Raw genomic sequence first — 26731 nt, 5'->3', positions numbered from 1 at the left:
GACGCCAGCATCAGGCCCGGACCAGCCACTACAAGAGACGAGGCCACAGCCCAAGAGCTGAAGCCTCGTCACAATAAGCACCGTTGCAGTACTAGCACCGGTGCCACGATCCGACTGCGAAGCCGGCGATCCAGGGCTTCGTGTGGGCCACGGCAGGCCAAAGTCGGAACTCTGGTCTTCTCGCTCCTGGGGTCGTGTTCCGCTCCTTCTGCTCCTTCTGCGGAAGGGAGCACATGGCAGCCAAGTGGGGAAAGCTGGCGGACGAGCTGGCCGAGCAGATTCGGAACGGTGACTACAAGCCTGGGCAGAAGTTGCCGGAGATCCGGGATCAGGTCGCGGCGGGCAAGGGTTCGAAGGCGACCGTCAGTCAGGCGTACAAGGCGCTGGGGGCCGAGGGTCTCGTCACCTCGATCCGGGGGCACGGCACCATCGTGCGCCCTCGGGCGCCGCGCAAGCGGATCGGGATCGAGCGGTACGACAAGGCCAAGTGGCTCCGCGGTGACGAGGCCGCCTTCATCGCCGACCGGGTTGCCTCTGGGCGGGCATACCAGCGGAACGAGCAGACCCAGACCGTCGAACACATAGCAGCACCGGCCCTTGTCGCTGCGGCGCACGGCCTGTCGGCCGATTCCCCGGTGTACGCGCGGGCGCGCCTCGTCAAGGAAGGCGAGCAGCCGACGCACACCCTGACCAGCTACTACAGGCCCGAGCACGTTGAGGGGACAATCTTGGTGGACCCGACTCCTGGACCGGCCGGCCGTGGCGGCGGCTTCCGGGTGCTCTAGGACGCGGGCTTCGAGATCGACCACATGCGCGAGGAGCTGTTCGCCCGGGCGGCGACCCCTGAGGAGGTCAAGCTCCTCCAACTTCCCTCCGGTGAGCCGGTCGTGGAGCTGCACCGGACGACGTACACCGCCGACGGCATCGTGGTCGAGTTCGCGATCGGCGTGCACGCCGCATCGCGGTTCGCCTGGCGGTACGACTTCGAGGTACCCGACTCCAGCCAGGCCGAGAAGGTGGGCAAGTGACGCCGCAGCAGGACCTCACGGACGCTCAGATCATCTGGGACTACCACCAGATGCACCACGACCCGCGCCCGTGCTCTGTGGCCGTGGGGCTCGGCAGCCACGACCTCGGCGTCGCGGACGCCACCGCCGACCTGTACCACCAGGGTCTTGTGCCGCTCATCGTCTTCACTGGAGCGACGAGCCCGACGACCCAGGCGGTCATGCCGCGCGGTGAAGCCGTGCACTACCAGGAGCGGGCCCTCGAACTCGGAGTGCCAGGCTCTGCGGTGCTGGTCGAGCCACGGGCCCGCAACACCGGGGACAACATCCGGTTTTCGCGGGAGCTGCTGGAACAGGCCGGCGTGAAGGTCTCGTCCGTACTGCTGGTCAGCAAGCCCTACGAGGAGCGGCGGGCCTACGCGACCGCTCGCAAGCTCTGGCCGGAGGTGGAGGTCGTCAGCGCCTCCACCGGGCAGACCTTCGACGAGTACCTGGTGTCCATCGCCGATGACAAGAAGGTCATCGACATGCTTGTCGGCGCCCTCCAACGCCTTCTCATCTACCCACAGCAGGGATTCACGATCAGCCAGGCAGTACCCGCTGATGTCCTCGGCGCGTACGAGCGGCTGGCATCCCACGGGTACACAAGCCGCCTCATCCCGACCGGCTGACGGCGGCTTCGGAGGCTCTGGTTCTGCGCTCCAGCGAGGGTGGACCCGATCAGCACGCTGATCGGGTCCACCCTCGTTCTGTGTCTGCGTCCCGTGTGGCAGTCCAGCCGCAGAGGGCGCGGAAAGATCTTCCCTACTGCTTCAAGGCGCGCAAGCGCGCCGCGCGCGGCCTCAGCCGCTCGCCGTCGCTCCTATCTTCGCCCCGCTTCGGCGGCGGCCGGCCGCGCCAGGCGAGGAACGGTCCGAGGGTGGCCAACCCCGCCGTGGCTGGGGGCGGGCGGCTCCACGGTTTTACCCACCTGTCGAGCCCGGGGCCCGCACCGAGCAAGACCGGGGGGCCACTCGGCCAGATTGCGGGCCGGCGAGGAGCCTGCCCGATTCGCGGGTCAGCTTACGGCCCCCCGATCATGCTCGGACCCAACCCCGACAGGACACCGGCCAAAACCGCTCCACCACCTGCGGCAGCCCACGGAGGGCAAATCTCCGTAATCCGGTGCAGGCTGGCCGCTAGCATGCCAGACTCCCAGCACCTGGCTGTACTGGTAGTGCCGTTAGATCGGAGTCTTGGAGTGAGCGATGCGGAAGAGCGGTTCGATCTCGACGATGAGGACGGGGTAACTAGCTCACCGAACGAGGACTATCCGTCTGTCCTCACTGAGATCGAAAAAAGCGCCGCCAAGGTTCTTTCCGATGCAGGAATTAGATTCGTTGGAATCGAAGGCGAACATCTCCAATTCTCTCAAATCGCAAAGCTGCCCGGCCGCCCCGGCGGGGCTTATGTTCCGAGAAGTTCAGTTTCGGCACTGCATAACCAGCTCGACCAGGGAATTGAAGTCCACTCCGAGTTTCGAGGAATTTGCATTCCATCACTCGGCTACCTAGAGGTCATCCTGCTAGCAAATGGGTCATATGCCGCCCCGCCTCGATACTCCCTAGCGGACCTTAAGCCAGAGGGAATTCCGGACTGTCGCCACGTCGAAGATAATACGCCCCTCTCCTCAATTCCACTGAAGCGCGGAAGTCGGGAAATTTCTGTACACATCTCTGGCGGCGACGGGACTCCTTGCCTAGAAATTTCGGGGACCTCGCCAGCATGTGCACTATGGGCGGGGGCCACGCGGATTCGACCCCCTGCAGACGGAAACGCTCAAGCAAGCCTGAAGATTCACTTTCCCGAACCTAAGGGAAAGGCTTCCATGGAAAACGAGGCCCGGGAGATTCTAAGCTCACTTCTATATGAGCTCGACGTGCGAAACGGGGTGCGGCTTCGGACAATTCGATGGCCCTCTTCCGGTCCGTCGAGGAGGACCCTGCGCGATGAGGGACATGACTCATTCGCAAGATTTCCCGAGACGCGCGTAAATTCGGAAATGTCCACCCTGTTCGGATTCGCAGGGAGCGCAGAAGAGAATCCTCCGCTTTCATTCCTATCCTATTATCAGGTGTTGGAATTTTACTTCCCCGCAGCCGTCAAAAGGACCGCACTTCGCCAGCTCGGGAAGGAGCTCTCAGACCCTCGATTTAGTCGAGCCAGCAAAGAAGATCTCCTTAAGATTCTCAAAATTGGGGAGCGATCCCTTAATGCCGCAGAATCAAGTCAGCTCCGGACTCTCCTTGACGAATGCGTGCGCCTGGATAGGCTGGATGGGTTCTTTGCGGAAGGCGGATGGGGTGACCACTTTGGCAAGAACGGCCCAATTCGAGGGGTAGGGTCCATCAATGCCAGGAATGCCCACCAGTCACTGACAAGCCAAGTAGCCGACCGGGTCTACAAAATCAGAAATAGGATCGTTCACGCCAAGGATGACCCAAAATTTGAGGATGTCCCAGCCCTTCTCCCGCAAAGCCTCGAAGCTGATGCCCTGTGGCCTGACATCGCACTCGCTCGATTCCTGGCTTGCGAGGTAATCCTGGATAGTCAGACTGCAGTCTGACCATCCAGGAAAATAATAGAAACACCTCCGTCCTGCACTGAGTGTCTAACTGCGCTACAACAGCTGCGGACTCCGGCGAACCGCCTCGGACACTTAGGGACGATTTCGGCAGCTCGGCAGCCCTAAGCTCCCAGGCCGCCTAGGCACCCAGGTTGCTTCGGGACGAAGCGGCCGCCCCGAGGGGTCCGGACTCGACGGACGCGGTCCGGGCCCCTCGCTCGTCAGGGGCAGCCAGGGCCGCGTGGGCGCCGGCCGTCTGACATCAGAGCCTGACATCAACAGCAGCAGACGTCGGCGGTCCAACGAGCACGTGGACGCAGTGGAACGTCGCCCCAGGAGTGGGGTTGTGCTCGTCGGGGAGGCGCCCGGTCGAACTTACAAGGCGGATGTCGGCGGTTCGAAAGCGTCTGCGCCCACTTCGGATTTGCAGGTCAAGGGCTCCTTCGTGCAGGTTGCGGAGGGGCCCTTGCTGTGTGGGGCGAGGTGTCAGGCGGCCTCGGCCGAGGCGATCAGGTCCTGGAGGGCGGTGGCCGTGTCGGTGTCGACCGGCTTCAGGAGTTCGAGGGCGGTGCGCCACTGGGTGAGGGCGTGGGCCGGGTTGCCCTGGGTGTCGAGGAGGAGGCCGTAGGCGTGGCGGGCGTGGCCTTCGCCGTAGGGGTCTTGGAGGTGGGTGGTGCGGTCGAGGAGGTCGAGGGTGGCGGTGGTGGCTTCGTCGAGGCGGTGGAGGCGGTGGAGGGCGTCGATCAGGCCGAGGCGGGTCTGGCGTTCGGTGGTCCAATGGGCGGAGCCGGGCGGGAGGGCGAGGGCTTCGCGGAAGTGGTGGAGGGCTTCGGTGGGTTCGTCGAGTTGGAGGTGGGCGCAGCCGATGTTGCAGAGGCCGGCCATCTGGACGCCGGGGGTGTCGGAGCGCTTGCCGGCCTCGATGCTGCGGCTGTGGTGGAGGATGGCGAGGCGGGGGTCGGTCTTCTCCAGGACGTTGCCGAGGCCGCTCAGGGCGAGGGCCTCGTTGTAGGCGTCGCCGCGCTCGACGGCGAGGGCGAGGGCTTCTTCGAGGGCGATCACCGCCTCTTGGTCGCGGCCGAGGGCCTGGAGCAGCATGCCGCGGTTGTTGAGGCCGAGCTGTTCGCGGACCACGTCGCCGAGTTGGCGCCACAGGGGGAGGGTCTGTTCGAGGAGGGAGAGCGCCTCGGCGAAGCGGCCGGCGTCGTAGTGCGATCCGGCCAGGTCGCCCAGGGCGTGGGCCTGGGCGAGCAGGTCTCCTTCCCGGCGGGCGACGGTCAGGGCCGTGCGGTTGAGCTGGGAGAGTTCGGCGGTGCGGCCGCGGGCGCGGAGGTAGGGGAGTAGGGCCTGGACGAGGGTGAGGAGGGTGGCGGGGGCCTGGTGCGAGCGGTCGGCCTGCTCGACCAGCGGGACCAGGTTGACGTACTCGGCGTCGCCCCAGAGCAGCGCCGTCTCCTCGTCCAGGGGCGGCTCGTCCGCGCCGGGCAGCCGCCGCAGGCGGTGCAGGTCCGGGGCGAGGGCGAGGGCCGACCGTCCGGCTTCGGTGGCGTACCAGCGGAGCGCGGCGGAGGCCAGTTCGGAGCGCCGGTCGCTCTCCTGGGCGAGCTCCCGGGCGAAGTCGCGGACCAGGTCGTGCGGCGCGAAGCGGTCGAGCCGGATCTCGTCCAGCAGGGCGACGTCCGTGAGCCGGTCGAGGGCGGCGGCCGCCCGGGCCTGGCTGGTGCCCAAGGTCCCGGCCAGTTGGGCGGCCGAGTACTCGGGCAGGTTCAGCGCGCCGACCGCCAGCAGGGCGTCGGCCGCGTGCCGGTCGACCCGCCGGTCGGAGTCGCGCAGCGAGCGGTGGGCCAGCGCGAGGGACTGACGGATGCTCAGGTCGTCCAGTTCCAGCTGGTCGAGCCGGTCCTCGTGGGCGGTCAGCTGGGCGACCAGGCTGCGGACGGGCAGTGCGTCGCGGGCGGCGAGCCGGGCGGCCACGATGCGCAGGGCGAGCGGGAGACGGCCGCAGAGGTCCACCAGGCGGGCCAGGTCGCCCTGTTCGAGGGTCACCACCTCGCGGTTGGCGGAGGTGCGCCCGGAGGCGACGGCGACGAGTGCGACGCTCTCGGCCTCGCTCAGGGTGGCCAGGCGGAGGTGGGCGGCGCCTTCGAGGGCGAGCATCGGCGAGCGGCTGGTGAGGAGGACCGCGCAGCCAGGACCGGCCGGCAGCAGCGGGCGGACCTGGGCGAGCCCGGCGGCGTCGTCCAGCACCAGCAGGGTCCGGGTCGGGGCGAGGGTGTCGCGGAGGAGGGCGGCGGCGGCCTCCGGGTCGTCGGGGACGGTCGCGGGATCGACGCCGAGGCCGCGCAGGAGGGTGGTGGCGGCCTGATGGGTGGTCAGCGGGGTCAGGCCGGAGGTCGCGCCGCGCAGGTTGAGGAAGAGCCGGCCGTCCGGGAAGTGCTCGGCCAGGGTGTGCGCGCTGCGCACGGCGAGTGCCGACTTGCCGACCCCGGCCATGCCGCTGACCACCGCGTACCGGGGCCGGCCGGTGTCGCGGAGCAGGGTGTCGCGGAGGGCGGTGAGGGACTCCGCCCGGCCGACGAAATGCAGCGGGTCGGTGGGGAGTTGGTCGGGCGCCGGGCGGGTGGGGCGGTCCGGCTCGGCGGCCGGCTGCTGCTCGCTCAGGACCAGCCGGTGCACCTCGCGCACGGCCGGGCCCGGTTCGATGCCCAGCTCGTCGATCAGGGTACGGCGCAGCCGCCGGTAGACCGCCAGGGCCTGGGCCCGCTGGTCGCTGCGGTGCAGGGCGAGCATCAGCTGTCCGTGGAAGGCCTCCCGTAGCGGGTGTTCGCCGACCAGGCCGGTCAGTTCGGCCACCACCGCGTGCGGGCGGTCGAGTTGGAGCTCCGCCCCGAAGCGCCACTCCAACAGCTGGAGCCGGTCCTCCTGCCACTGTTCGCACTGTGGCAGGAAGTCGGCGGCCAGGTCGGGGAGGTCGAGCAGCGGCGCGCCGCGCCACAGGTCGAGGGCGGCGGCGGTCTCGGTCAGCACCCGTGCCGGGTCGGCTGCCGCGTGTGCGGCCCCGGCCCGCCGGACGGCCTCCTCGAACAGCCGGGTGTCCAACTCGCTGTCCGCCACCCGCAGCAGGTACCCGGCGCGGACGGCCCGCAGCCGGTCGCCGTCCTCGTCGCCCAGGGCCTTGCGCAGCCTGGCGACCAGGTTGCGCAGCGACTGCTCGGCGGTGCTGGGCGCGTTCTCGGCCCACAGGGCGAGGACCAGCCGGTCGAGCGAGACCGGCTGACCGGCGTTCAGGAGCAGGACTGCCAGCAGGGTACGGGCCTTGGGCCCCCGGACCGGGCACTCCCGGTCCGCGTCCTGGGCGAGCAGACTGCCGAGCAGCCCGAAGCGCATTCGAAGGTCCCCCGAAACCTTGATCTGTCCTGGTCAGCGACCAGATAACGCCTTACGGATGGGGATGTTATCGCCGGGTTATCGGGCTCTCGCATTCTTTATCCCGTCGGAGGTCGCCTGAGCCGGGAGCGACCCCAGCCGTACAGCACTGGGAGAAGCATGCTCAGCACGCGCACCACCCGTCGAAGCGCCCTCCGACTGGCCGCCGGTCTGGCCGTGGCCCTGATCACCGCTCCGCCCGCCCGTGCCCGGACGCCGATCGGCCTCTTCGGAGACCAGGGCGGCATCGGAATCTGGGGCAGCCTGACGCTGCCCCGGGCCATCCTCGACCGCGCCGACATCCTCGCCGACGCGCAGGCCTGGGTGGGCCAGGGTCTGCTCTACTCGTCGACCGGCTCCTACGGCCGCTACCGGACCGACTCCTCCGGCTACGCCTCGATGGTCTGGGACCTGCAGACCTCCCTCGACACGACCACCTTCGTCCAGTACGGCATCGTCACCGCCATCACCAAGGACCAGCTCCAGGCCGGCGACGCGCTGCTGAACGACGCCCCGGGCACGGCGGGGCACGTGGTGCTCTTCGACAGCTGGACCGACTCCTCGCGAACCTCCTACCTCGGCTACGAGTTCACCCCGGCGGGCGTCCAGCACCACACCATCCCCTACCCGTACCTGCCCGGCAGTGGAACCTTCCGGCCGGTGCGGGCCAACTGGGCGGTCGGGTCGCTCAACAGTAGCCTCAGTGCGAACGAGTTCGTCCACAACATCCGTCTGTCGAACGGAAGTTGGACCCCGTATCTGCAACTGCTCGGCATCGGTAGCGCGCCGACCTTCAACGGTCCGGAGGCCGCGATCGCCAGCCTGCCGGACGGCAGCGCCCAGGTACTGGGCATCGGCAACGACGGCAACGTCTACCACCAGATCCGCAGCGCCAAGGGCCAGTGGAGCGGCTTCGCCACGCTCAACGGCGTCGGCACACCGACCATGCAGGCGAGCAAGGTCGCCATCGCGGCCATGCCGGACGGTACTTCGCAGGTCCTGGCGATCGGCAACGACGGCAATGTCTACCACCAGATCCGCCTGACCAGCGGTTCGTGGACCGGGTTCGCCCCGCTCAACGGGATCGGCACCCCGAAGATGCAGGCCCGTGAGGTTGCCATCACCGGTATGCCGGACGGTACTTCGCAGGTCCTGGCGATCGGCAACGACGGTAACGTCTACCACGAGCGCCGGCTCACCAGTGGTTCCTGGACCGGCTTCGCGCCGCTCAACGGGATCGGCACCCCGAAGATGCAGGCCGGCAAGGTCGCCATCGCCGGTATGCCGGACGGTACTTCGCAGGTCATCGTGACCGGCAGCGACAGCAACATCTACCACGAGACCCGTCTGACCAGTGGTAGTTGGACCGGCTTCGCGCCGCTCAACGGCTACGGCGGCGCACCCATGATGCGGGCCAGCTCCATCGGCATCGCCGGTCTGCCGGACGGCACCGCCCAGGTGATCGCCGTCGGCAACGACGGCAACGCCTACCACGAGGTCCGCTTCACCAACGGCAGTTGGGCCGGCTTCGAGCCGGTCCAGGGCTACGCCCTCGCCCCCACCCTCCCCGCCGTCCGGGTCGCCATCACCGGAATGCCCGACGGTTCCAGTCAGATGGTCGTCACGGCCCGCTGACCCCTCGCGGCTCGCCGACCCGCCATCACCGCCGACCCGCCCGCCGCCGGGCGGGCGGCCTCCCCTCCGCACAGGAGCACACCACGTGAACCTCGCCCGACGGAGCCTCGGTGCGGCAACCGCCGCACTGACCCTCTCCGCCACCGTCCTCATCCCTGCCGCCACCACCGCCACCGCGAGTACCGCCGGCCCGGGTGCGCACCGGACCACCGAACGGAGCGTCAGCTATCTGGGCCACACTTTCCGCGTCCCCGCCGACTGGTCGGTGATCGACCTCGCCGCCGACCCGCACGCCTGCGTGCACTTCGGACGGTCCGCGATCTACCTGGGCGACCCCAGCGACTCGCAGGACTGCCCGACGCACGCCGTCGACCGTACCGAGGCACTGCTCGTCCAGCCCGACCGCGACGTCACCTCCGGTGCGGCCCTCACCACGGTCAACACCACCGGCCAGGAGATCCACGCGGTCGGTGGCGGAGTCCGGGTGACCGCCGCCTACGGCTCCGACCACGCCCTGATCAGCCGCATCCTGACCGGAGCCGGCCTGCCCGCCGAGACCGAGGCCCCCACCCTCCGGGGAGCCGCTGCCAAGGCCGCCGGCGCGCCCGCTGCCGAGGCTCCTGCGGCCCGCGCGGCGGTCGCACCGCAGATGGCAGCCGCTGCCGCCACCGTCGCGGCCGCCACCACCAACTACACCGGCAAGGGCTTCGACGCCTGCGCCGCCCCCAGCAGCAGCGCGATGAGTGGCTGGATGGCCGACTCCCCGTACGGCGCGGTCGGCATCTACATCGGCGGCTCGCGCCGTGGCTGCGCACAGCCGAACCTGACACCCTCCTGGGTACAGCAACAGGCCTCCGCAGGCTGGCGATTCATGCCGCTGTACGTCGGCCCGCAGGCGGCCGGCCTCAGCTCGCCCGCCGCCCAGGGCGTGGCCGCCGCCGACGACGCCGCCGACCAGGCGGCCGGTCTCGGCTTCGCGCCGGGCAGCCTGCTCTACTACGACATGGAGAGCTACTCCTCGGGCTACTCGGCCAAGGTGCTCTCGTTCCTGTCGGCCTGGACCGGGCAGTTGCACGCCCGCGGCTACAACTCCGCGGTCTACAGCAGCTCTTCCACCGGCATCGCCGACCTGGTCCGCAACGTCAACGGCTACACCATGCCCGACGCGGTGTTCACCGCCAACTGGAACAACGCCGCCGACACCAACGACTCGGTGCTGCCCGCCGGTTACTGGAGCAACCACCAGCGGGTCCACCAGTACGCCGGCAACGTGACCGAGACCTGGCACGGCATCAGCATCAACATCGACCGCGACTACCTCGACGTCCAGGTGGCTCCCACCGGGCCCGCGACGCCGGCCAACGGTGCGTTCTACCACGACATCCGGCTGGCCGGGGGTGGCTGGGCGCCGTTCGGTGCGTTGAACGGGGTCGGTGGTGCGCCGACCTTCAACGGTTCCGAGGCCGCGATCGCGGGCATGCCGGACGGGACGGCTCAGGTCGTGGGTATCGGTAACGACGGGAACGTCTACCACGAGACCCGCTTGGCGAACGGGAGTTGGACCGGTTTCGCTCCGCTCAACGGGGTGGGTACCGCGACGATGCAGGCTCGTAAGGTGGCCATCGCCGGTATGCCGGACGGGACGGCTCAGGTTCTGGCGATCGGCAATGACGGCAACGTCTACCACCAGGCCCGGCTCACCAATGGCTCCTGGACCGGTTTCGCGCCGCTCAATGGGGTCGGTACCGCGACGATGCAGGCCCGCGAGGTCGCGATCGCCGGTATGGCGGACGGCACGTCGCAGGTCGCCGTCATCGGCAACGACGGGAACGTCTACCACGAGAGCCGTCTGGCCAGTGGTAGTTGGACCGGTTTCGCGCCGCTCAACGGCGTCGGCACGCCGACCATGCAGGCGGGCAAGGTCGCCATCACCGGTCTGCCGGACGGTACGTCGCAGGTCCTGGCGATCGGCAACGACGGGAACGTCTACCACCAGACCCGGCTCACCAGCGGTAGTTGGACCGGTTTCGCCCCGCTCAACGGCGTCGGTACACCCACCATGCAGGCCAGCACGGTCAGCATCGCCGGTATGCCGGACGGTACCGCCCAGGTTCTGGCGATCGGCAACGACGGCAACGTCTACCACCAGACCCGTCTGACCACCTCCAGCTGGACCGGCTTCCAGGCCATCGCCGGCTTCGGCGGCGCATCCACCTTCAACGGCACCCGCGCCGCGATCACCGCGATGCCCGACGGCACCGCCCAGATCCTCGCCGTCGGCCACTGACCCATCTGGTCAACTCGCCGACACCACAAGCTTTCTGACGCTGCGTCGGCAAGACGTTATCCGCGCATTATCGCCACCTCGCATCATCGTCTCAGCGGGTCGAGAGAACGCCGACCGCGAGATCTTCAGCACCACCAACTCACCGAAATGGAGCAGTACTTCGATGTCTGCTGTCCGAAACACCCCCAAGGCCCGAAAGGCCGGTCTGACCGGCCTCGCTGCCCTCGCCGCCGTCGCCTCCTCTTTCACCGGCCTGATGGCGGCCCCGGCCCACGCGGACACCTCCACGATCGCCGCCAACGCCATCGCCGAACTGCACAACGGCCCGTGCGCCCACGGCGGTTACGTCGCCGGCGACCACCGGTCCGACTCCTGCGACGGCTCGGGCGGGCAGGCCGAGAGCTGGTGCGCCGACTTCGCGGGCTGGGTGTGGGAACACAGCGGTGTCGCCTACACCAGGGAGTTGTCCAGTGGGGCGGCCAGCTTCTACGACTACGGCCGCCGGCACGGCACCGTGCACGACTACCCGCAGGTCGGTGACGCCGTCGTGTACGACTTCAGCAGCAGCAGCGACTGGGCCAGCCACGTGAACCTGGTGACGGCCGTCGGTTCCGGCTCCATCAGCGTCGTGGGCGGCAACCAGGGCGGCGGCCAGGGCAGCGTGACCACGTACGACATCAAGGGAACGGTCAGGGCCGGCATGGTGGTCGGCTCCAAGAGGATCAGCGGCTTCATCTCGCCGGTCCTCTCCGCCACCACCAACCCCTCCGCACTGCCCCCCGGCACCCTGGTGAAGTCCGCGGCGGGGCCCGCCGTCAAGGTGATCGTCGGCGGAGCCGGTCTGCCGGTCGCCGCTTCGGACGTCGCCCCGGACCGCTATGACCTGAGCAAGATCGTCGTGGTCGGCGACGCGGCCTTCAACGCCCTCCCGGCTGTCCCGCCGAGCGGCACCGTCGTGATGGACCAGTCCGGCAGCGACCCGTCCCGGTACGTGATCGTGGACGGCACCGCGCTGCACATCGGTGCCTCCGACTGGACCGAGGGCGGCTACAACACCCGTGCGCTGATGGGTGTTCCGACCTCCTGGCTGAACGCCGCCCAGCAGGGCACGCTCGCCAGCGGGCTGGTCGTGATGGACCAGTCCGGCAAGGACCCGGGCCGCTACGTCATGGTGAGCGGCGCGGCGCTGCACATCTCTGCGAGCGAGTGGACCGCCGACGGCTACGACATCCGCACGCTGCTGGGCGTGCCCGGCGAGTGGCTGAGGGCGGCGGTCGCCAAGAACCCGCCGACCGGCACGGTGCTGATGGACCAGTCCGGCAACAGCGCGAACCGGTACGTGATGGTCAACGGCGCGGCCGCGCACATCGAGGCGGGCGAGTGGACCGCGAACGGCTACAACAACTGGCCGCTGATGGGCGCGCCCGGCGAGTGGCTGAACGCCGCGGCAGCCCGCCCGGCGGCTGACGGCACGCTGGTCAAGGGCCAGGGCGGTGCCAGTCCCTCGGTGTACGTGACGGCCAACGGCTCGGCCCTGCCGGTGACCGCCGCCGAGTACTCCAGCGTCTGGAACAACGGCCCGGTGGCGGGCGCGCCCGAGCAGTGGCTCGCCGCGAGCGTCGCCAAGCCGCTGGCCAACGGCACCGTGATCAAGAATGCCTCCGGCGCCGACTCCTCCATCTACGTGATGGCCGGCGGCATGGCCGTCCTGCTCGGCGGTGGCGACTACACGGGTCTCGGCTACGACAAGCAGCCGCTGCGTGGCGTCCCCGGCACCTGGGAGGCCGCCGCCGTGGCCAAGCGCGCCCCCGCTGACGGCACGATGCTCCTCTCGCCCGACAGCGTCACCGTGTGGATGGTCGTCAACGGCGGCAGCAAGCGCGCGATGAGCGCCGCCGAGTTCGGCCCGGGCGGCCACAGCTTCTCCGAGGTGGTCACCGTCCCGACCGCGCTCACCGCGAAGCTGCCGACCGTTCAGTAGTCCACGCGTCCGACCGGCCCCGCCCCGACGGCCTTGGCTGCCGGGGCGGGGCTTTCGACGAACTCCAGCAGGGTGCGCTCGTAGTGGCCGGCGAAGCCGACGCGGGTGATGTCGCCGAGCCGGAACTTCGACGGCCGTTCGTGCCAACGGGCTTCCGGGTCGACCTCGTGCAGCCGGAGGGTCCTGCGGCCGATGCGGGCCACGGCTCCGATCCAGAGCGTGTCCGTTGCCTCGTGCTCCAGGTGGACGGCGACCAGGGTGTGGTGCCGGCCGATGTCGGTGAGCAGGGTGGGCAGGTCGTTGAGGCCCACCGGCGGGGCGGTGACCGGCCACCGGCCGCGGTGGCGCAGGGCACGGACCGTCAGGGAGTCCTCGCCGCCGCGCTCGCGGACCCGGGCGATGTCCGCGGTCCGGACGGCGGTGAAACCGTCGAGCCGGATGTCCCGGCACTCGGCCAGCAGGGTCCACTCGGGGGTGACGCCGAGGACGAAGCCCTCGACGTGCTCGGCTGCCTCGATGGCGCGGTGGAGCCGGACCGGGTGGCCGGTCAGGGCCGCGCGGTGCAGCTTCCGTAGGATCGCGGCCGGGTCGGTCCGCCGGGTCTTCGACACCCCGTCATCCTCGCCGTCGTCGTGGGTGCGTGACGATCCGTTTTCCGGGGTGTGTGACGGGGGTCACGGGAACGTGGAGCGGCGGCGCGCCAGAGGGATGGGTGTGGACTATTCGGATCCAGAGATGCGGGCGCGGGTGCGGGCCGGTGACCGGGAGGCCTTCGGGTTGCTCTTCGACGGGTACGCGCGGGCGGTGTACAACCACGCGTACCGGCTGACCGGGGACTGGTCGGTGGCGGAGGACCTGATGTCGCTGACCTTCCTGGAGGCCTGGCGGCAGCACGGCAAGGTGAGCGAGGAGGGTGGCTCGCTGCGGCCGTGGCTGCTGGGGATCGCCACCAATCTGGTGAGCAATCAGCGGCGGGCGGCCCGGCGGCACCGGGAGGTGCTGGCCCAACTGCCGCCGCCGGCCGAGGGGGTGCCGGACTTCGCGGAGGAGACGGCCGGGCGGATGGACGACGCGGTGCGGATCGCGGCGGTGCAGGAGGCGTTGGCGCGGCTGCGGCGGCCGGAGCGGGAGGTGCTGGCGCTGTGCGTGTGGGCGGGGCTGGACTACCGGGAGGCGGCCGAGGCACTCGGTGTGCCGGTGGGGACGGTGCGGTCGCGGCTTTCGCGGGCGCGGGCGAAGTTGCACCGGCTGACCGAGGCGGCCGCTCGAAAAAAGACGGAACTCGCGCGCGGCACACACCAGATGAAGAGTGAGCCCGCGACCGCGGGCCTGTCCCCGAAGGAGGTTCGCCAGTGAACGCCGACCAGCGGCCGGAGCCGGTGGAGCGCGCCGGGTTGCTCGGGCAGCTGCCCGCACCGGCCGAGCGTGACCTGCCGACGGGACGTCACGCCGTGCACCGGGAGCTCCTGATGAGCAAGATCGACCACGACACCCCCACCGTGAAGCCCGCCCGGCCCCGGCCGCAGTCGCTGCGCCGCCGCCTGGCTTTCACCCTCGCCGGGGCCGTCGCCCTGGGGGCGGTGGTCGGCGGAGTCACGCTCGCCGACCGGGTGTTCAGCCAGGGAGTGGGGGGTGGCGGTGGCCCGCTGGGCTCCGCCGAGATCGTCAGCTGGACCTCCAGGCCGACCCAGGTGGACACCACCAAGGGGCAGGGCGCCAAGACCCTGAAGTGGTGCCTGGACGCGATGGAGGACAAGAAGGCGCCGGTGAAGGTCACCAACGCGGACATCCGCGGCAAGGTCACCTCGATGATCGTCACCCGCGGCGACACCGTCGCGCTGTGCTACGTCGCCCCCGAGGGGGAGGGGGGCTTCTGGGAGGCGATCGGCGCCGCGCCGGCCGTCGCGCCGAACGGGATCGTCTACGAGACCGGCGGCTCGCACGGCGACGGCGACGGGACCTTCAACTACGCCGCCGGAGTGGTCGGTTCGGACGTCAAGTCGGTCACCCTGAACTCCCGCGGCCGCACCTTCGAGGTCCTCGTCGAGAACGGCCGTTGGACCGCCTGGTGGCCGGGTGCCCACCTCGGTGGCAGCGTCGACTCCGCCACCCTCACCCTCGCCGACGGCACCAGCCGCACCGTCCCGCGCTCGGAGATGGAGGCGGGCTGAGAATCTCGCCGCGATCGGGAACAGGGCGGTCAGGTGCTCCGTTGGGTACCCAGTCAGCTGATCCGGATCGCGTACCGAGGAGTGTCTTGACCGACCTGTCGACCCGTTCTGCCGTGACCGTCCTTCCCTCGCTGCCCGATCAGGCGGAGCGCCTGATCGGGCTCGGGGTGCACGAGCTCGCGGGGTTGTCCGCGGAGGAGGTGAGGAAGTTCGCCAACGGTGCGTCAGGGGTGGACGCGTTGCTCGCCGTGCATCCGGCGCGCGTCCCGGCCTCGGTGCTCGCGCCCTTGCTGCGGCACGGGGGGAAGCCGGGCTTCGTCGTGGTCGACATGGCGGACGTGGACGAGTTCGCGCCGACGGGGGTGGAGCTGCCGGAAGGGCCGCTCTACCTGGTGACCGGCCCGGACCGGGGGGACCGGATGGCCAACTGGAGCCCCGAGGAGGCGTTGCCGGCCATCGAGGCGGAGGGGCGCAGCCCGCTGCTGCTCAGTGAGGGGATCCACTGGCTGCTCCAGCGGCCGGAGGTGCTGGAGCGCAACCGGTGCTTCATGACGATCGGCTCGCGCCTGCGCAAGCCGAAGGGCACCTTCGACGCCCGCACCCCGGCGATCTGGATCAGCAACGGCACCGGCCGGGACGGCCGCGAGCGGCGCGACGCCCCGAAGGTGGGCTGGTGCTGGTGGGGCAACCGGCACACCTGGCTGGGCTTCGCCACCACGGCGGGCCGGCGCAGCGGCTGAGTCAGGCCGGGCGGCGGGCCTCCAACAGGAAGCGCTGGGAGTGGGCCACGAAGGGGCCGTGGCGGGTGATGTGGGAGTGGAGTTCGGCCAGGCGGTCGCGGTGGGCGTCCACGGTGAAGCCGGGGACGATCCAGATGACCTTGCGCAGGAAGTGGACCATCGCCGCGATGTCGTGGAACTCCATCCGCAGGGCCTCCTGGCGGAGGTCCAGCACCTCCAGGCCCGCCGCCTCCGCCGTGGCCACCGCCGTGACCGGGTCGGTCCCGGCGTAGGTGGTCAACGGGGGTGCGGTAGAAGCGGGTTGGGGGCCGATCAGGTACTCGGTCAGCTCGCGGACCGATCCGGCGCCGACGTGCTGGGCCAGGTAGCCGCCACCGGGGCGCAGCACGCGGTGCACCTCGTCCCAGCGGGTCACCACCGGGTGGCGGCTGCTCACCAGGTCGACGTGGGCGTCGGGGAAGGGCAGGTCGGCGGAGTTGTCGGCCTCGATCACCGTGCCGCCGAGCGGGGCGAGGTTGCGCCGGGCGATGGCGAGGTTCGGCGGCCAGGACTCGGTGGCGGCCAACTGCCTTGGCGCGGTGGGGATCGAGGCCAGGACCTCGCCGCCACCGGTCTGCAGATCGAGGGCGGAGCCGGCCGTGGCCATCCGCAGGCCGAGCAGTCGGGCGTAGCCCCAGGACGGCCGCTGCTCGGTCGCCCGGCCGGCGAACCAGGAGAAGTCCCAGCCCTCGGTGGGGGCGGCCTCGCCTTCTGCCAGAAGGTCGTCGAAGGTGCGCATGGGATGAGGGTGGCAGGGGATGGGGGAAGGGTGCACCTGAGTATTCGAGGGCAGTGACGGACTGTCAGAAAGTGCACCCGCAACGTGCTACCCGGGTACTGGTAGGAAAGTTTCCTTTCTACTACTCTGCCGAACGGCGGCTTGGCGCGGCGCCCGTGACCGACGGGGCGTGACGTGCTCAGTGGGAGAGCTCTGACCCGGCCGCTGCGGTGGTGTGTGCGGTTGCCGCTTCTCCGGCCCACGACACGGGGTGCCGGTGGACCAGCTCTCCTACGTTTCCTACGGTCAGGGAGTCCAGCGATGAGTCTGGGTGGCTCGGTTAGGCCTGTTCACGTCGGGGTGTTCGCCGCGGTGTCGGCGTTGCTCGGCGGTCTGCTGTTCGTAATGCCGGGGAGCGCCGGGGCGGTGGCCGACCCGGTGATCTCCAAGGGGAAGGCGGCGACGGCGTCCTCCACGGAGGGGTCCTCGTACGCGGCCGGGAAGGCGTTCGACGGATCCACGTCGAGCCGGTGGGCGAGCGAGGAGGGCAAGGACCCGCAGTGGCTGCGGGTGGACCTCGGGGCGGCCTCCAACGTCTCGCGGGTGAAGCTGAGTTGGGAGGCCGCGTACGCGAAGGCGTACCGGCTGGAAGTGTCGGCGGACGGGTCCACCTGGACCACCGTCGCGACCGAGGCGGCCGGCAACGGCGGCACCGACGACTGGACGGGTCTGTCCGGCAAGGGCCGCTACGTCCGGATGTACGGGACGGCGCGCGGCACGAGCTACGGCTACTCGCTGTTCGAGATGGAGGTGTACGGGACCGCGGACGGCGGCAGCACGCCGACCCCGACCCCGTCGCCGAGCCCGTCCACCAGCCAGCCGGCCGGGGCGTTCACGGTGGTGGCGGCGGGCGACATCGCCGCGCAGTGCACCGCCTCGGACAGCAACTGCGCGCACCCCAAGACCGCCAAGCTGGCGCAGCAGCTCAACCCGAAGTTCTACCTGACGATGGGTGACAACCAGTACGACGACGCCCGGTTGCAGGACTACAAGAACTACTACGACAAGAGCTGGGGCGCCTTCAAGGCCAAGACCCACCCCGTCCCCGGCAACCACGAGACCTACGACCCGGCCGGTTCGCTCGCCGGCTACAAGTCGTACTTCGGCTCCATCGCCTACCCGCAGGGCAAGAGCTACTACAGCTTCGACGAGGGCAACTGGCACTTCCTGGCGCTGGACTCCAACGCCTTCGACCAGAGCGCCCAGATCGACTGGCTGAAGGCCGACCTGGCGGCCAACAGCAAGAAGTGCATCGCCGCCTACTTCCACCACCCGCTGTACTCCTCGGGCGGTCACGGCAACGACCCGGTCTCCAAGCCGGTGTGGAAGATCCTCTACGGTGCGAAGGCCGACCTGATCCTGAACGGCCACGACCACCACTACGAGCGCTTCGCCCCGCAGGACCCGGAGGGCAAGGCGGTCGCGGACGGCATCGTGGAGATCGTCGGCGGGATGGGCGGCGCCGAGCCGTACCCGATCGAGCAGATCCAGCCGAACAGCCAGAAGCGGATCAGCGGCGACTACGGCGTGCTGAAGCTGGACTTCACCGACTCCGGCTACAGCTGGACCTACGTCGGGACGGACGGCAAGGCCAAGGACACCAGCCCGAACTACAGCTGCCACTGATGATGTACCTGGCCACCACCGGCCGGGACACGGACGCGCGGCCCCGCCCCACCGGGGTGGGGCCGCGCGTTCCCGGCACGGTCGTCGCGCTCGGGGCGGTCAGCCTGGTCACGGACGTCTCCTCGGAGATGGTCACCGCCGTGCTGCCGCTCTACCTGGTGCTGGGGCTCGGCCTCTCGCCCCTCCAATTCGGCTTCCTGGACGGCCTGTTCAACGGGGCCACGGCGCTGGTGCGGCTGCTCGGCGGCCGCCTCGCGGACCGCGGCGGCGGGCGGCACAAGGCCGTCGCCGGGGCCGGCTACCTGCTCTCGGCGCTCTCCCGGCTCGGGCTGCTGCTGGCCGGCGGGGCGGCCGGCGGGATCGCCGCGGCGATGGCGACGGACCGGCTGGGCAAGGGAGTCCGCACCGCCCCCCGGGACGCGCTGATCAGCCTGAGCGCACCGCCCGAGGCGCTCGGCCGGGCCTTCGGGGTGCACCGGGCGATGGACACCACGGGGGCGCTGCTCGGGCCACTGGTCGCGTTCGCGGTGCTCTGGGTGACGGCGGACGCCTACGACGCGGTGTTCGTGGTGAGCTTCGCCACCGGGCTGCTCGGGGTGCTGCTGCTGGTGCTCTTCGTACCGGCCGGGGTGCCGGCCCTTGCGCCGCCACCGAAGGCCCGAACCAGGAGTAGCACCAAGCTACTCGGGGACCCGGCGTTCCGGCGGGTGGTGTACGCCGCCGCGCTGCTCGGGGCCGCGACCATCGGCGACTCCTTCCTCTACCTGCTGCTCCAGCGCGGCCTGGACCTCACGCCCGCGCTCTTCCCGCTGCTGCCGCTCGGCGCGGCGGCGGGCTACCTGCTGTTGGCCGTCCCGGCCGGCCGCCTCGCGGACCGGATCGGACGCCGGGCGCCGCTGCTCTACGGCCACGGCGCCCTGCTGGCGGCCTACTTGGTCCTGCTGCTGCCGATGGGGTGGCCGACCGTCGTGCTGACCCTGGCACTGCTCGGCGTCTTCTACGCCGCCACCGACGGCGTGCTGATGGCGCTGGCCGGGCCGGTGCTGCCGAGGGAGGGCCGGGCCGGCGGGCTCGCGGTGCTCCAGACCGGCCAGGCGCTGGCCCGGCTCTGCGGCGCGGCCGGGTTCGGCGCGGCCTGGACGTGGTGGGGACCGCGGCCGGCGCTGGCCGTGGCGGCAACGCTGCTGGGCCTCGCGGTGGCGGCGGCCTGGCACCTCCTTCCCGATCAGCAGAGCCTGTCCCAACCGGGCCCGGCGGAAGAGGAGATGGGCACATGAAGGCACGTCTGATCGTGCTGACCGTTGCGGTCCTGGCGCTGCTGGGTGGCTCCTTGGGCTACGTGCTGCACGCCCGGCAGCGCGACGGCGGCCACCAAGTCCTGGCCGCGGCAAGCACGTTCACCCTGGACCAGGCCGGGCTGTACTACCGCGACACCGCCACCGGCCGGGTCGGCCGCCAGGGCGGGCCGCCGGACGGGCCGTCCTGCGAGCGGTTCTACGCCTCGGGGGACAGGGCGCTCTGCCTGCGGGCGATGCCCGGTGTCCCGGCCCGGACCCAGGCGGTGGTGTACGACCGCCGGTTCTCCGAGCTGCAGTCCGTGGTGGTGCCCGGCATCCCGAACCGGGCCCGGGTCTCGCCCTCCGGGCAGGTGCTCTCCTGGACGGCCTTCGCGGTCGGCGACTCGTACGCCGCCAGCGGCTTCTCCACCCGGACCTCGGTGCTGGACCTGCGCACCGGCTACCTGATCAAGTCGGTCGAGTCGATCCCGCTGACCGTGGACGGCGCCCGCTACCACGCGGCCGACGTCAACTACTGGGGCGTCAACTTCGCGGCCGACGACAACCGCTTCTACGCCACCGTCTCCTCCGCCGGGAAGACCCACCTGGTCGAGGGCGACCTGCACGCCTGGTCGGCCCGGACGCTCCGGGAGAACGTCGAGTGCCCCTCGCTCTCGCCGGACGGCACCCGGATCGCCTTCAAGAAGAAGGTGTCCGCCGATCCGGCCGCGCCCTGGCGGCTGTACGTGCTGGAGCTGGACGGGCTGAAGGAGCACGCGCTGGCGGAGTCACGCAGCGTGGACGACCAGGCGGCCTGGCTGGACGGGGCGACGGTCGGGTACGCGCTGCCGGGCAAGGACGGGAAGGGCAGCGACGTCTGGGCGGTGCCGGCGGACGGCACCGGGGAGCCGCAGCTGCTGGTGCCGGGGGCCTCCTCGCCGGTGGCGGTGGCGGCTCCGCCGCGCTGACCTGGGAGGACGGCCGATTCGGCCGAGTACTGAGACCGCGGCCGGGGTGGCCGAACTGTTATGGATCAATTCCCCCACCCCGGCTGCGGTTATCGTCGCGGTGCGGTGGGCCCGGAGCTTGGGGCACTCTTTGCCCCGAGGGGTGCCAGGGGCATTGATTCCATGGTCAACGCCTGGAAACTGTGACGCAGGGTCATGTGGGGCCGGTCACATCCCTTCGATCGCCAGGAGTGCCATGCCGGGCCCTTCGAGCTGGGACCTCGGCGAGGGGCGTTGTGACAACGGATTCCGAAGCTGTCGCGTCGTTGACTGCGCCCGATTCGCCCGCTTCCATGGCGGCCGGGAGCGACCGAAACCACGAAGCACCGGCAAACCTGCCTGGAGGAGATATCCGCTCCCGCACCAGCACCACCCACGACGCGCGTCCCCCAGCGCCGAGCCGATCGGAAGCCACATGACCGACATCCTCGACCCGCCCGCCGCCTCCACGGCGGTGGCCGCCGATCAGACCTCCGCCGCTCCGAAGAAGCTGGCCAGGTCGCTCGGTGTCGTCGGTGGCACGCTGCTCACGCTCTCCTGCGTGACCCCGGCCTCCTCGCTCTTCGTGATCGTGCCGGACCTGTTCGCCTCGCTCGGCACCTACACCGCGCTGGCGATCGGGATCGGCACCCTGCTCTGCGTCGCGGTGGCGTTCTGCTACTCCGAGCTCGGCACCCTGATCCCGAGCGCGGGCGGCGAGTACGCGATGGTCGGCACCCTGGCGGGCCGCTTCGCGGGCTGGCTGGTCTTCATCCAGTCGCTGATCGTGGTGATGATCGTGCCCTCGCTGATCGCGATGGGCACCGCCGACTACCTCGAACCGATCATCCACATCAACCCCGCCGTCGCGGGCGCCGCCGTGATGATCGCGGCCACCGTGGCGGGCCTGCTCGACCTGCGCGCCAACGCCTGGCTGACCGGAATCTTCCTGGTGCTGGAGGTGATCGCCTGCGCGGTGGTCTCCTTCCTCGGCTTCTCGCACAGCGAGCGCGGCGTCTCCAGCCTGACCCACGGTCAGGTGATCACCGACGGTGCCACCAGCCCGGTCGGCCTCTCGCTGATCCTGGCCGCGATGGGCACCGCGCTCTTCGTCACCCAGGGCTTCTCCACCGCCATCTACCTCTCCGAGGAGCTGGAGAACCCGCGCCGCAACGTCGCCCGCACCGTGCTGTGGACCCTCGGCCTGTCGGCCGTGATCATCCTGGTGCCGGTCATCGCCATCACCGTCGGTGCCCCGGACCTGGCGGCGCTCAGCGAGGGCAACGTCTCCGCGCTGGTGGAGGGCTGGGCCGGATCCTCGGTCGGCACCTTCGTCAGCCTCTGCATCGCGCTGGCCATCGTCAACGCCGGCATCGTGATGGTCATCCAGAACTCCCGGGTGCTGTTCGCCTCCGGCCGTGACCGCGCCTGGCCGCAGCCGGTGAACAAGGCCTTCGGCACCCTCAACCGGTTCAGCGCCCCGTGGATCTCCACCCTCGCGGTCGGCCTGCCCGGCGCGGCGCTCTGCTTCGTCCCGCAGGACCTGCTGACCAACATCACCGGTGTCGCCGTCGCCGCCCTCTACCTGCTGGTCGCGGTGGCCGCGCTGTTCGCCCGCAAGGGCAAGCACAAGGACGTCCCGGCCTGGCGCCAGCCGCTCTGGCCCGCGCTGCCGGTGATCCTGATCCTGGTGCTCGGCTACGTGCTGACCCAGCTCGACGTGACCGCGCTGCTCTGGACCGGCGGGATCACCGTCGGCGCCGCCCTCTACTGGGTGGGCTACCTGCGCCCCCGGCAGGACACCCGCTGGGTGATCACCGTCCCCGAGGACGACCAGGAGCCCGCGCGGGTCTGACGCACCGTAGGGCAGCACCGTAGGACAGACGACAGCGGGAGGACCGTCCACCGGACGGTCCTCCCGCTGTTTCGTGCGCCCTACCACCCTTCAACCCATCCCCCTGAGTGTCACCAGAACGGGTACCTGCGGAAACGGGCCATCAGGGTGACGTTGGATCAGCTGCTTGTCGGCTGGTAGGCCGAAGGCCGAGCGGGGCGGGGCGAGGTGATGTGCGCCATGGTGCATGTGCAACTAGTTGCATAGCCGGTGCCCCGCCCCTACCGTGCTGGCATGACCTCGTACCCGCACCTGCTGCGCCCGCTGGACCTGGGCTTCACCACCCTCCCGAACCGGGTGATCATGGGCTCGATGCACGTCGGCCTGGAGGAGGCCGAGCACGGCTTCGAGCGGATGGCCGAGTTCTACGCCACCCGGGCCCGGGCCGGCGTCGGCCTGATCGTCACCGGTGGCATCGCGCCGAACGAGGCCGGCCGCCCCTGGGACGGCGGGGCCAAGCTGACCACCGAGCAGGAGGCCGCCGAGCACCGCGTGATCACCGACGCGGTCCACGGGGCGGGCGGCCGGATCGCCCTCCAGCTGCTGCACTTCGGCCGCTACGCCTACCACCCCGCCCTGGTCGCGCCGAGCGCCGTACAGGCCCCGATCAGCCCCTTCCCGCCCCGCGCGCTCACCGACGACGAGGTCGAGCAGACCATCGAGGACTTCGCGGCGGCGGCGGCCCTGGCGCAGTCGGCCGGGTACGACGGCGTGGAGATCATGGGGTCCGAGGGCTACCTGATCAACGAGTTCATCGCCTCCCACACCAACCACCGCGAGGACCGCTGGGGCGGCTCGTACGAGAACCGGATGCGCTTCCCGGTGGAGATCGTCCGCCGGGTGCGCGAGCGGGTCGGGCCGGAGTTCATCCTGATCTACCGGCTCTCCATGCTGGACCTGGTGCCCGGCGGCTCCACGCTGCCCGAGGTGGTCGAGCTGGCCAAGGCCGTCGAGGCAGCCGGGGCCACCATCATCAACACCGGCATCGGCTGGCACGAGGCCCGGATCCCGACCATCGCCACCTCGGTGCCGCGCGGCGCCTGGGCCTGGGTGACCAAGCAGCTGATGGGCGAGGTCTCCGTCCCGCTGGTCACCAGCAACCGGATCAACACCCCCGAGCTGGCCGAGCAGCTGCTCGCCGACGGGAACGCCGACCTGGTCTCGCTGGCCCGTCCGCTGCTGGCCGACCCGGAGTTCGTGGCCAAGGCCGCCGCCGGGGAGCCGGAGGCGATCAACACCTGCATCGGCTGCAACCAGGCCTGCCTGGACCACACCTTCAGCGGCAGGATCACCTCCTGCCTGGTCAACCCGCGGGCCTGCCACGAGACCGAGCTGGTGCTCGGGCCGACCCAGCGGCGCAAGCGGATCGGCGTGGTCGGGGCCGGCCCGGCCGGGCTCGGCTTCGCGGTGGCGGCCGCCGAGCGCGGCCACGCCGTCACCCTGTACGACGCCGACGACAAGATCGGCGGGCAGCTCAACGTGGCCCGCCAGGTGCCCGGCAAGCAGGAGTTCGACGAGACCCTGCGGTACTACCGGCACCAGCTGACGGTTCGTCAGGTCGAGCTGCGGCTGGGCGAGTTGGTGAGCGCCGAGCAGCTGCTCGCCGAGGGGTACGACGAGGTGGTGCTGGCCACCGGCGTCACCCCGCGCACCCCCGACATCCCCGGGGTGGACCACCCGAGCGTGCTCGGCTACCTGGACGTGCTGCGCGGCGGCGCCGCCGTCGGCGAGCGGGTCGCGGTCATCGGTGCGGGCGGCATCGGCTTCGACGTGGCCGAGTACCTCACCGACTCCGGCGCCGACTTCTACGCCAGCTGGGGCATCGACACCGAGCACCGGGAGCGCGGCGGGCTGCGTGCCCCCGAGAAGGAGCTGCCGCCCCGTCAGGTGCACCTGATCCAGCGCAAGGCCGGCAAGGTCGGCGCGGGCCTCGGCAAGACCACCGGCTGGATCCACCGGCAGGAGATCGCCAAGCGCGGCGTGGTCACCGTCTCCGGCGCCGAGTACCGGAAGATCGACGACGAGGGCCTGCACCTGGTGGTGGACGGCGAGGAGAGGCTGCTCGCGGTGGACACCGTGGTGCTCTGCGCCGGGCAGGAGCCGCGCCGCGAGCTGCACGACGCGCTGGTGGCGGGCGGCGCCTCGGTGCACCTGATCGGCGGCGCGGACGTGGCCGCGGAGCTGGACGCCAAGCGCGCGATCGACCAGGGCACCAGGCTGGCCGCCGCGCTGTAGCTCTCCGTCGCTGATCCGAAGGCCCCCGGGATGCCCCGGGGGCCTTTCGCACGCACGCGTGTGGTTCGCCCTTCGGACCCACTCTTGACGTTTTGTTGAAGCCGTCCTAGCTTGTCTTTCGTATCCCAGAACAATGCTTCCGCATAGTGGAAGTTGCTGGAGCCCGACGGACGCAGGAGTGACCCGATGCCTCGTATGACAGCCGCCGCAGCCGCAGTTGAGATCCTCAAGCTCGAGGGCGTCGACGTCGCGTTCGGCGTGCCGGGCGCCGCGATCAACCCCTTCTACCGGGCGCTGAAGCAGGTCGGTGGCATCGGCCACACGCTGGCCCGCCACGTCGAGGGCGCCTCGCACATGGCCGAGGGCTACACCCGGGCCAAGGCCGGGAACATCGGGGTCTGCATCGGCACCTCCGGCCCGGCCGGCACCGACATGATCACCGGGCTGTACTCGGCCATCGCCGACTCCATCCCGATCCTGTGCATCACCGGCCAGGCCCCGGTCTCCAAGCTGCACAAGGAGGACTTCCAGGCGGTCGACATCGCCTCGATCGCCAAGCCGGTCACCAAGGCGGCCACCACCGTCCTGGAGGCGGCCCAGGTCCCCGGCGTCTTCCAGCAGGCCTTCCACCTGATGCGCTCCGGCCGTCCCGGCCCGGTCCTCATCGACCTGCCGATCGACGTCCAGCTGACCGAGATCGAGTTCGACCCGGAGACCTACCAGCCGCTGCCGGTCTACCGGCCGGCCGCCTCGCGGGCCCAGATCGAGAAGGCGCTCTCCTTCCTGCTGGCCTCCGAGCGCCCGCTGATCGTGGCCGGCGGCGGCGTCATCAACGCCGACGCCACCGAACTGCTGGTCGAGTTCGCCGAGCTGACGGGCGTTCCGGTCATCTCCACCCTGATGGGCTGGGGCACCATCCCGGACGACCACGAGCTGGCGGCCGGCATGGTCGGAGTCCAGACCTCGCACCGCTACGGCAACGCGACCTTCCTGGAGTCGGACTTCGTCCTCGGCGTCGGCAACCGCTGGGCCAACCGCCACACCGGCTACAACCTGGACGCCTACCGGGGTGACCGCAAGTTCGTCCACGTCGACATCGAGCCGACCCAGATCGGCAAGATCTTCCCGCCGGACTACGGTGTCGTCTCCGACGCCAAGGCCGCGCTGGAGCTCTTCGTCGAGGTCGCCAAGGAGCTCAAGGCCGCCGGGCAGCTGCCGGACTTCACCGCCTGGGCCGCCTCCGCGCAGGAGCGCAAGGCCACCCTGCAGCGGCGCACCCACTTCGACAACGTGCCGATCAAGCCGCAGCGCGTCTACGAGGAGATGAACAAGGCCTTCGGCCCGGAGACCCGCTACGTCACCACCATCGGCCTCTCGCAGATCGCCGCCGCCCAGTTCCTGCACGTCTACAACAAGCGGAACTGGATCAACTGCGGCCAGGCCGGCCCGCTCGGCTGGACCATCCCGGCCGCGATCGGCGCCGCCACCGCCGACCCGGAGACCCCGATCGTCGCGATCTCCGGCGACTACGACTTCCAGTTCATGATCGAGGAGCTGGCGGTCGCCGCCCAGCACAAGGTCCCCTACGTCCACGTCCTGGTGAACAACGCCTACCTCGGCCTGATCCGCCAGGCCCAGGCCGGCCTGGACATCAACTTCCAGGTCAACCTGGAGTTCGAGAACATCAACACCCCCGAGATCGGCGTCTACGGCGTCGACCACGTCAAGGTCGCCGAGGGCCTGGGCGTCAAGGCGATCAGGGTCACCGACCCGAACGAGCTGGGCGCCGCCTTCGAGGAGGCCAAGAAGCTGGCCGCCGAGTACCGCGTCCCGGTCGTGGTCGAGGCCATCCTGGAGCGCGTCACCAACATCTCGATGAGCAAGACCGTCGACATGTCCGACGTCACCGAGTTCGAGGAGCTCGCCACCGAGCCCGGCCACGCCCCCACCGCGATCAAGGCCCTCCAGGCCTGACCCGACGTCAGCACACCGATGCCCGGCGCCGCCCACTACGGCGCCGGGCATCGGTGCGTTCCGGGATCAG

At 70.3% G+C, this 26731-nt stretch carries 17 protein-coding genes and 1 pseudogene; 15 read left to right on the top strand and 3 right to left on the bottom strand.

Annotation, left to right across the window (positions count from 1 at the left end; translation table 11 throughout):
* The first annotated feature begins 233 nt into the window (after positions 1–233).
* The 3 genes and pseudogenes from ACZ6ZR_RS25145 (at position 234) to ACZ6ZR_RS25135 (ending at position 3612) form a co-directional block, all read left to right on the top strand.
* A pseudogene (locus tag ACZ6ZR_RS25145) lies at positions 234–1028 on the top strand (GntR family transcriptional regulator).
* Positions 1025–1678, top strand: a complete 654-nt coding sequence (locus ACZ6ZR_RS25140; protein ID WP_465645833.1) for a YdcF family protein — start codon at positions 1025–1027, stop codon at positions 1676–1678. Before ACZ6ZR_RS25145 ends, ACZ6ZR_RS25140 begins: the two are co-directional and overlap by 4 nt.
* A gap of 569 nt (positions 1679–2247) precedes the next feature.
* On the top strand, positions 2248–3612 hold the full coding sequence (locus ACZ6ZR_RS25135) for a hypothetical protein (protein WP_465645831.1): 1365 nt from the start codon (positions 2248–2250) through the stop codon (positions 3610–3612).
* A 486-nt stretch (positions 3613–4098) separates the two neighbouring features.
* Here ACZ6ZR_RS25135 and ACZ6ZR_RS25130 read toward each other — a convergent pair whose 3' ends face one another.
* On the bottom strand, positions 4099–6999 hold the full coding sequence (locus ACZ6ZR_RS25130) for an AfsR/SARP family transcriptional regulator (RefSeq protein ID WP_465645829.1): 2901 nt from the start codon (positions 6997–6999) through the stop codon (positions 4099–4101).
* Between the two features lie 159 nt (positions 7000–7158).
* Here ACZ6ZR_RS25130 and ACZ6ZR_RS25125 point away from each other — a divergent pair, with 159 nt between their 5' ends.
* From ACZ6ZR_RS25125 to ACZ6ZR_RS25115, 3 genes are all read left to right on the top strand, one after another.
* Entirely contained in the window at positions 7159–8673 is a 1515-nt protein-coding gene (locus ACZ6ZR_RS25125) for a DUF8189 domain-containing protein (RefSeq protein WP_465645827.1), read from the top strand.
* An 85-nt stretch (positions 8674–8758) separates the two neighbouring features.
* A complete protein-coding gene (locus ACZ6ZR_RS25120; protein WP_465645826.1) occupies positions 8759–10960 on the top strand; it encodes a glycoside hydrolase domain-containing protein in 2202 nt (733 codons plus the stop codon).
* A 163-nt stretch (positions 10961–11123) separates the two neighbouring features.
* Positions 11124–12941 (top strand): CHAP domain-containing protein, encoded by a 1818-nt coding sequence (locus ACZ6ZR_RS25115; RefSeq protein ID WP_465645824.1) that lies wholly within the window; start codon positions 11124–11126, stop codon positions 12939–12941.
* Here the strand turns inward: ACZ6ZR_RS25115 and ACZ6ZR_RS25110 are convergent.
* Positions 12935–13552: a hypothetical protein gene (locus ACZ6ZR_RS25110; protein WP_465645822.1), complete on the bottom strand. Its 618-nt coding sequence runs from the start codon at positions 13550–13552 to the stop codon at positions 12935–12937. The genes ACZ6ZR_RS25115 and ACZ6ZR_RS25110 overlap by 7 nt on opposite strands.
* Positions 13553–13676: 124 nt before the next feature.
* Between ACZ6ZR_RS25110 and ACZ6ZR_RS25105 the strand changes: the two genes are divergently transcribed.
* The 3 genes from ACZ6ZR_RS25105 (at position 13677) to ACZ6ZR_RS25095 (ending at position 15852) form a co-directional block, all read left to right on the top strand.
* Positions 13677–14297 carry an RNA polymerase sigma factor gene (locus tag ACZ6ZR_RS25105; protein WP_465645820.1) on the top strand — a complete coding sequence of 207 codons (621 nt, stop codon included), beginning with the start codon at positions 13677–13679 and terminating at the stop codon, positions 14295–14297.
* A complete protein-coding gene (locus tag ACZ6ZR_RS25100) occupies positions 14294–15112 on the top strand; it encodes a hypothetical protein (RefSeq protein WP_465645818.1) in 819 nt (272 codons plus the stop codon). Before ACZ6ZR_RS25105 ends, ACZ6ZR_RS25100 begins: the two co-directional genes overlap by 4 nt.
* A gap of 86 nt (positions 15113–15198) precedes the next feature.
* Entirely contained in the window at positions 15199–15852 is a 654-nt protein-coding gene (locus ACZ6ZR_RS25095; protein ID WP_465645816.1) for a DUF5701 family protein, read from the top strand.
* 1 nt (position 15853) lies between these two features.
* Here ACZ6ZR_RS25095 and ACZ6ZR_RS25090 read toward each other — a convergent pair whose 3' ends face one another.
* On the bottom strand, positions 15854–16630 hold the full coding sequence (locus ACZ6ZR_RS25090) for a class I SAM-dependent methyltransferase (RefSeq protein WP_465645814.1): 777 nt from the start codon (positions 16628–16630) through the stop codon (positions 15854–15856).
* A gap of 351 nt (positions 16631–16981) precedes the next feature.
* On the opposite strand from ACZ6ZR_RS25090, the gene ACZ6ZR_RS25085 reads away from it, so the two are divergent.
* The 6 genes from ACZ6ZR_RS25085 to gcl all read left to right on the top strand — a co-directional run bounded on the left by ACZ6ZR_RS25085 (position 16982) and on the right by gcl (position 26661).
* Entirely contained in the window at positions 16982–18295 is a 1314-nt protein-coding gene (locus ACZ6ZR_RS25085) for a discoidin domain-containing protein (protein ID WP_465645813.1), read from the top strand.
* Between the two features lie 2 nt (positions 18296–18297).
* Complete coding sequence (locus ACZ6ZR_RS25080) at positions 18298–19572, top strand: MFS transporter (protein ID WP_465645842.1); 1275 nt, start codon at positions 18298–18300, stop codon at positions 19570–19572.
* The gene (locus ACZ6ZR_RS25075; RefSeq protein WP_465645811.1) at positions 19569–20540 is read left to right on the top strand and encodes a hypothetical protein; all 972 of its coding nucleotides are present in this window, start codon (positions 19569–19571) and stop codon (positions 20538–20540) included. Before ACZ6ZR_RS25080 ends, ACZ6ZR_RS25075 begins: the two co-directional genes overlap by 4 nt.
* Positions 20541–20994: 454 nt before the next feature.
* A complete protein-coding gene (locus ACZ6ZR_RS25070; protein WP_465645809.1) occupies positions 20995–22413 on the top strand; it encodes an APC family permease in 1419 nt (472 codons plus the stop codon).
* 273 nt (positions 22414–22686) lie between these two features.
* Positions 22687–24687, top strand: coding sequence for an oxidoreductase (locus tag ACZ6ZR_RS25065; RefSeq protein ID WP_465645807.1), 2001 nt, complete (start codon positions 22687–22689; stop codon positions 24685–24687).
* A gap of 195 nt (positions 24688–24882) precedes the next feature.
* Entirely contained in the window at positions 24883–26661 is a 1779-nt protein-coding gene (gcl, locus tag ACZ6ZR_RS25060; protein WP_465645840.1) for a glyoxylate carboligase, read from the top strand.
* Positions 26662–26731 lie beyond the last annotated feature (70 nt).

The sequence above is a fragment of the Kitasatospora sp. NPDC088742 genome (assembly GCF_055584905.1).
The sequence above is the reverse complement of the archived record's forward strand: the minus strand, read 5'-3'. Positions and strand labels throughout refer to the sequence as shown.

Coding starts and splice junctions, on each gene's coding strand:
- ACZ6ZR_RS25130 (WP_465645829.1), bottom strand. CDS start 6,999: ATGCGCTTCGGGCTGCTCGGCAGTCTGCTCGCCCAGGACGCGGACCGG.
- ACZ6ZR_RS25125 (WP_465645827.1), top strand. CDS start 7,159: ATGCTCAGCACGCGCACCACCCGTCGAAGCGCCCTCCGACTGGCCGCC.
- ACZ6ZR_RS25115 (WP_465645824.1), top strand. CDS start 11,124: ATGTCTGCTGTCCGAAACACCCCCAAGGCCCGAAAGGCCGGTCTGACC.
- ACZ6ZR_RS25105 (WP_465645820.1), top strand. CDS start 13,677: ATGCGGGCGCGGGTGCGGGCCGGTGACCGGGAGGCCTTCGGGTTGCTC.
- ACZ6ZR_RS25090 (WP_465645814.1), bottom strand. CDS start 16,630: ATGCGCACCTTCGACGACCTTCTGGCAGAAGGCGAGGCCGCCCCCACC.
- ACZ6ZR_RS25080 (WP_465645842.1), top strand. CDS start 18,298: ATGTACCTGGCCACCACCGGCCGGGACACGGACGCGCGGCCCCGCCCC.
- ACZ6ZR_RS25075 (WP_465645811.1), top strand. CDS start 19,569: ATGAAGGCACGTCTGATCGTGCTGACCGTTGCGGTCCTGGCGCTGCTG.
- ACZ6ZR_RS25070 (WP_465645809.1), top strand. CDS start 20,995: ATGACCGACATCCTCGACCCGCCCGCCGCCTCCACGGCGGTGGCCGCC.
- ACZ6ZR_RS25065 (WP_465645807.1), top strand. CDS start 22,687: ATGACCTCGTACCCGCACCTGCTGCGCCCGCTGGACCTGGGCTTCACC.
- gcl (WP_465645840.1), top strand. CDS start 24,883: ATGACAGCCGCCGCAGCCGCAGTTGAGATCCTCAAGCTCGAGGGCGTC.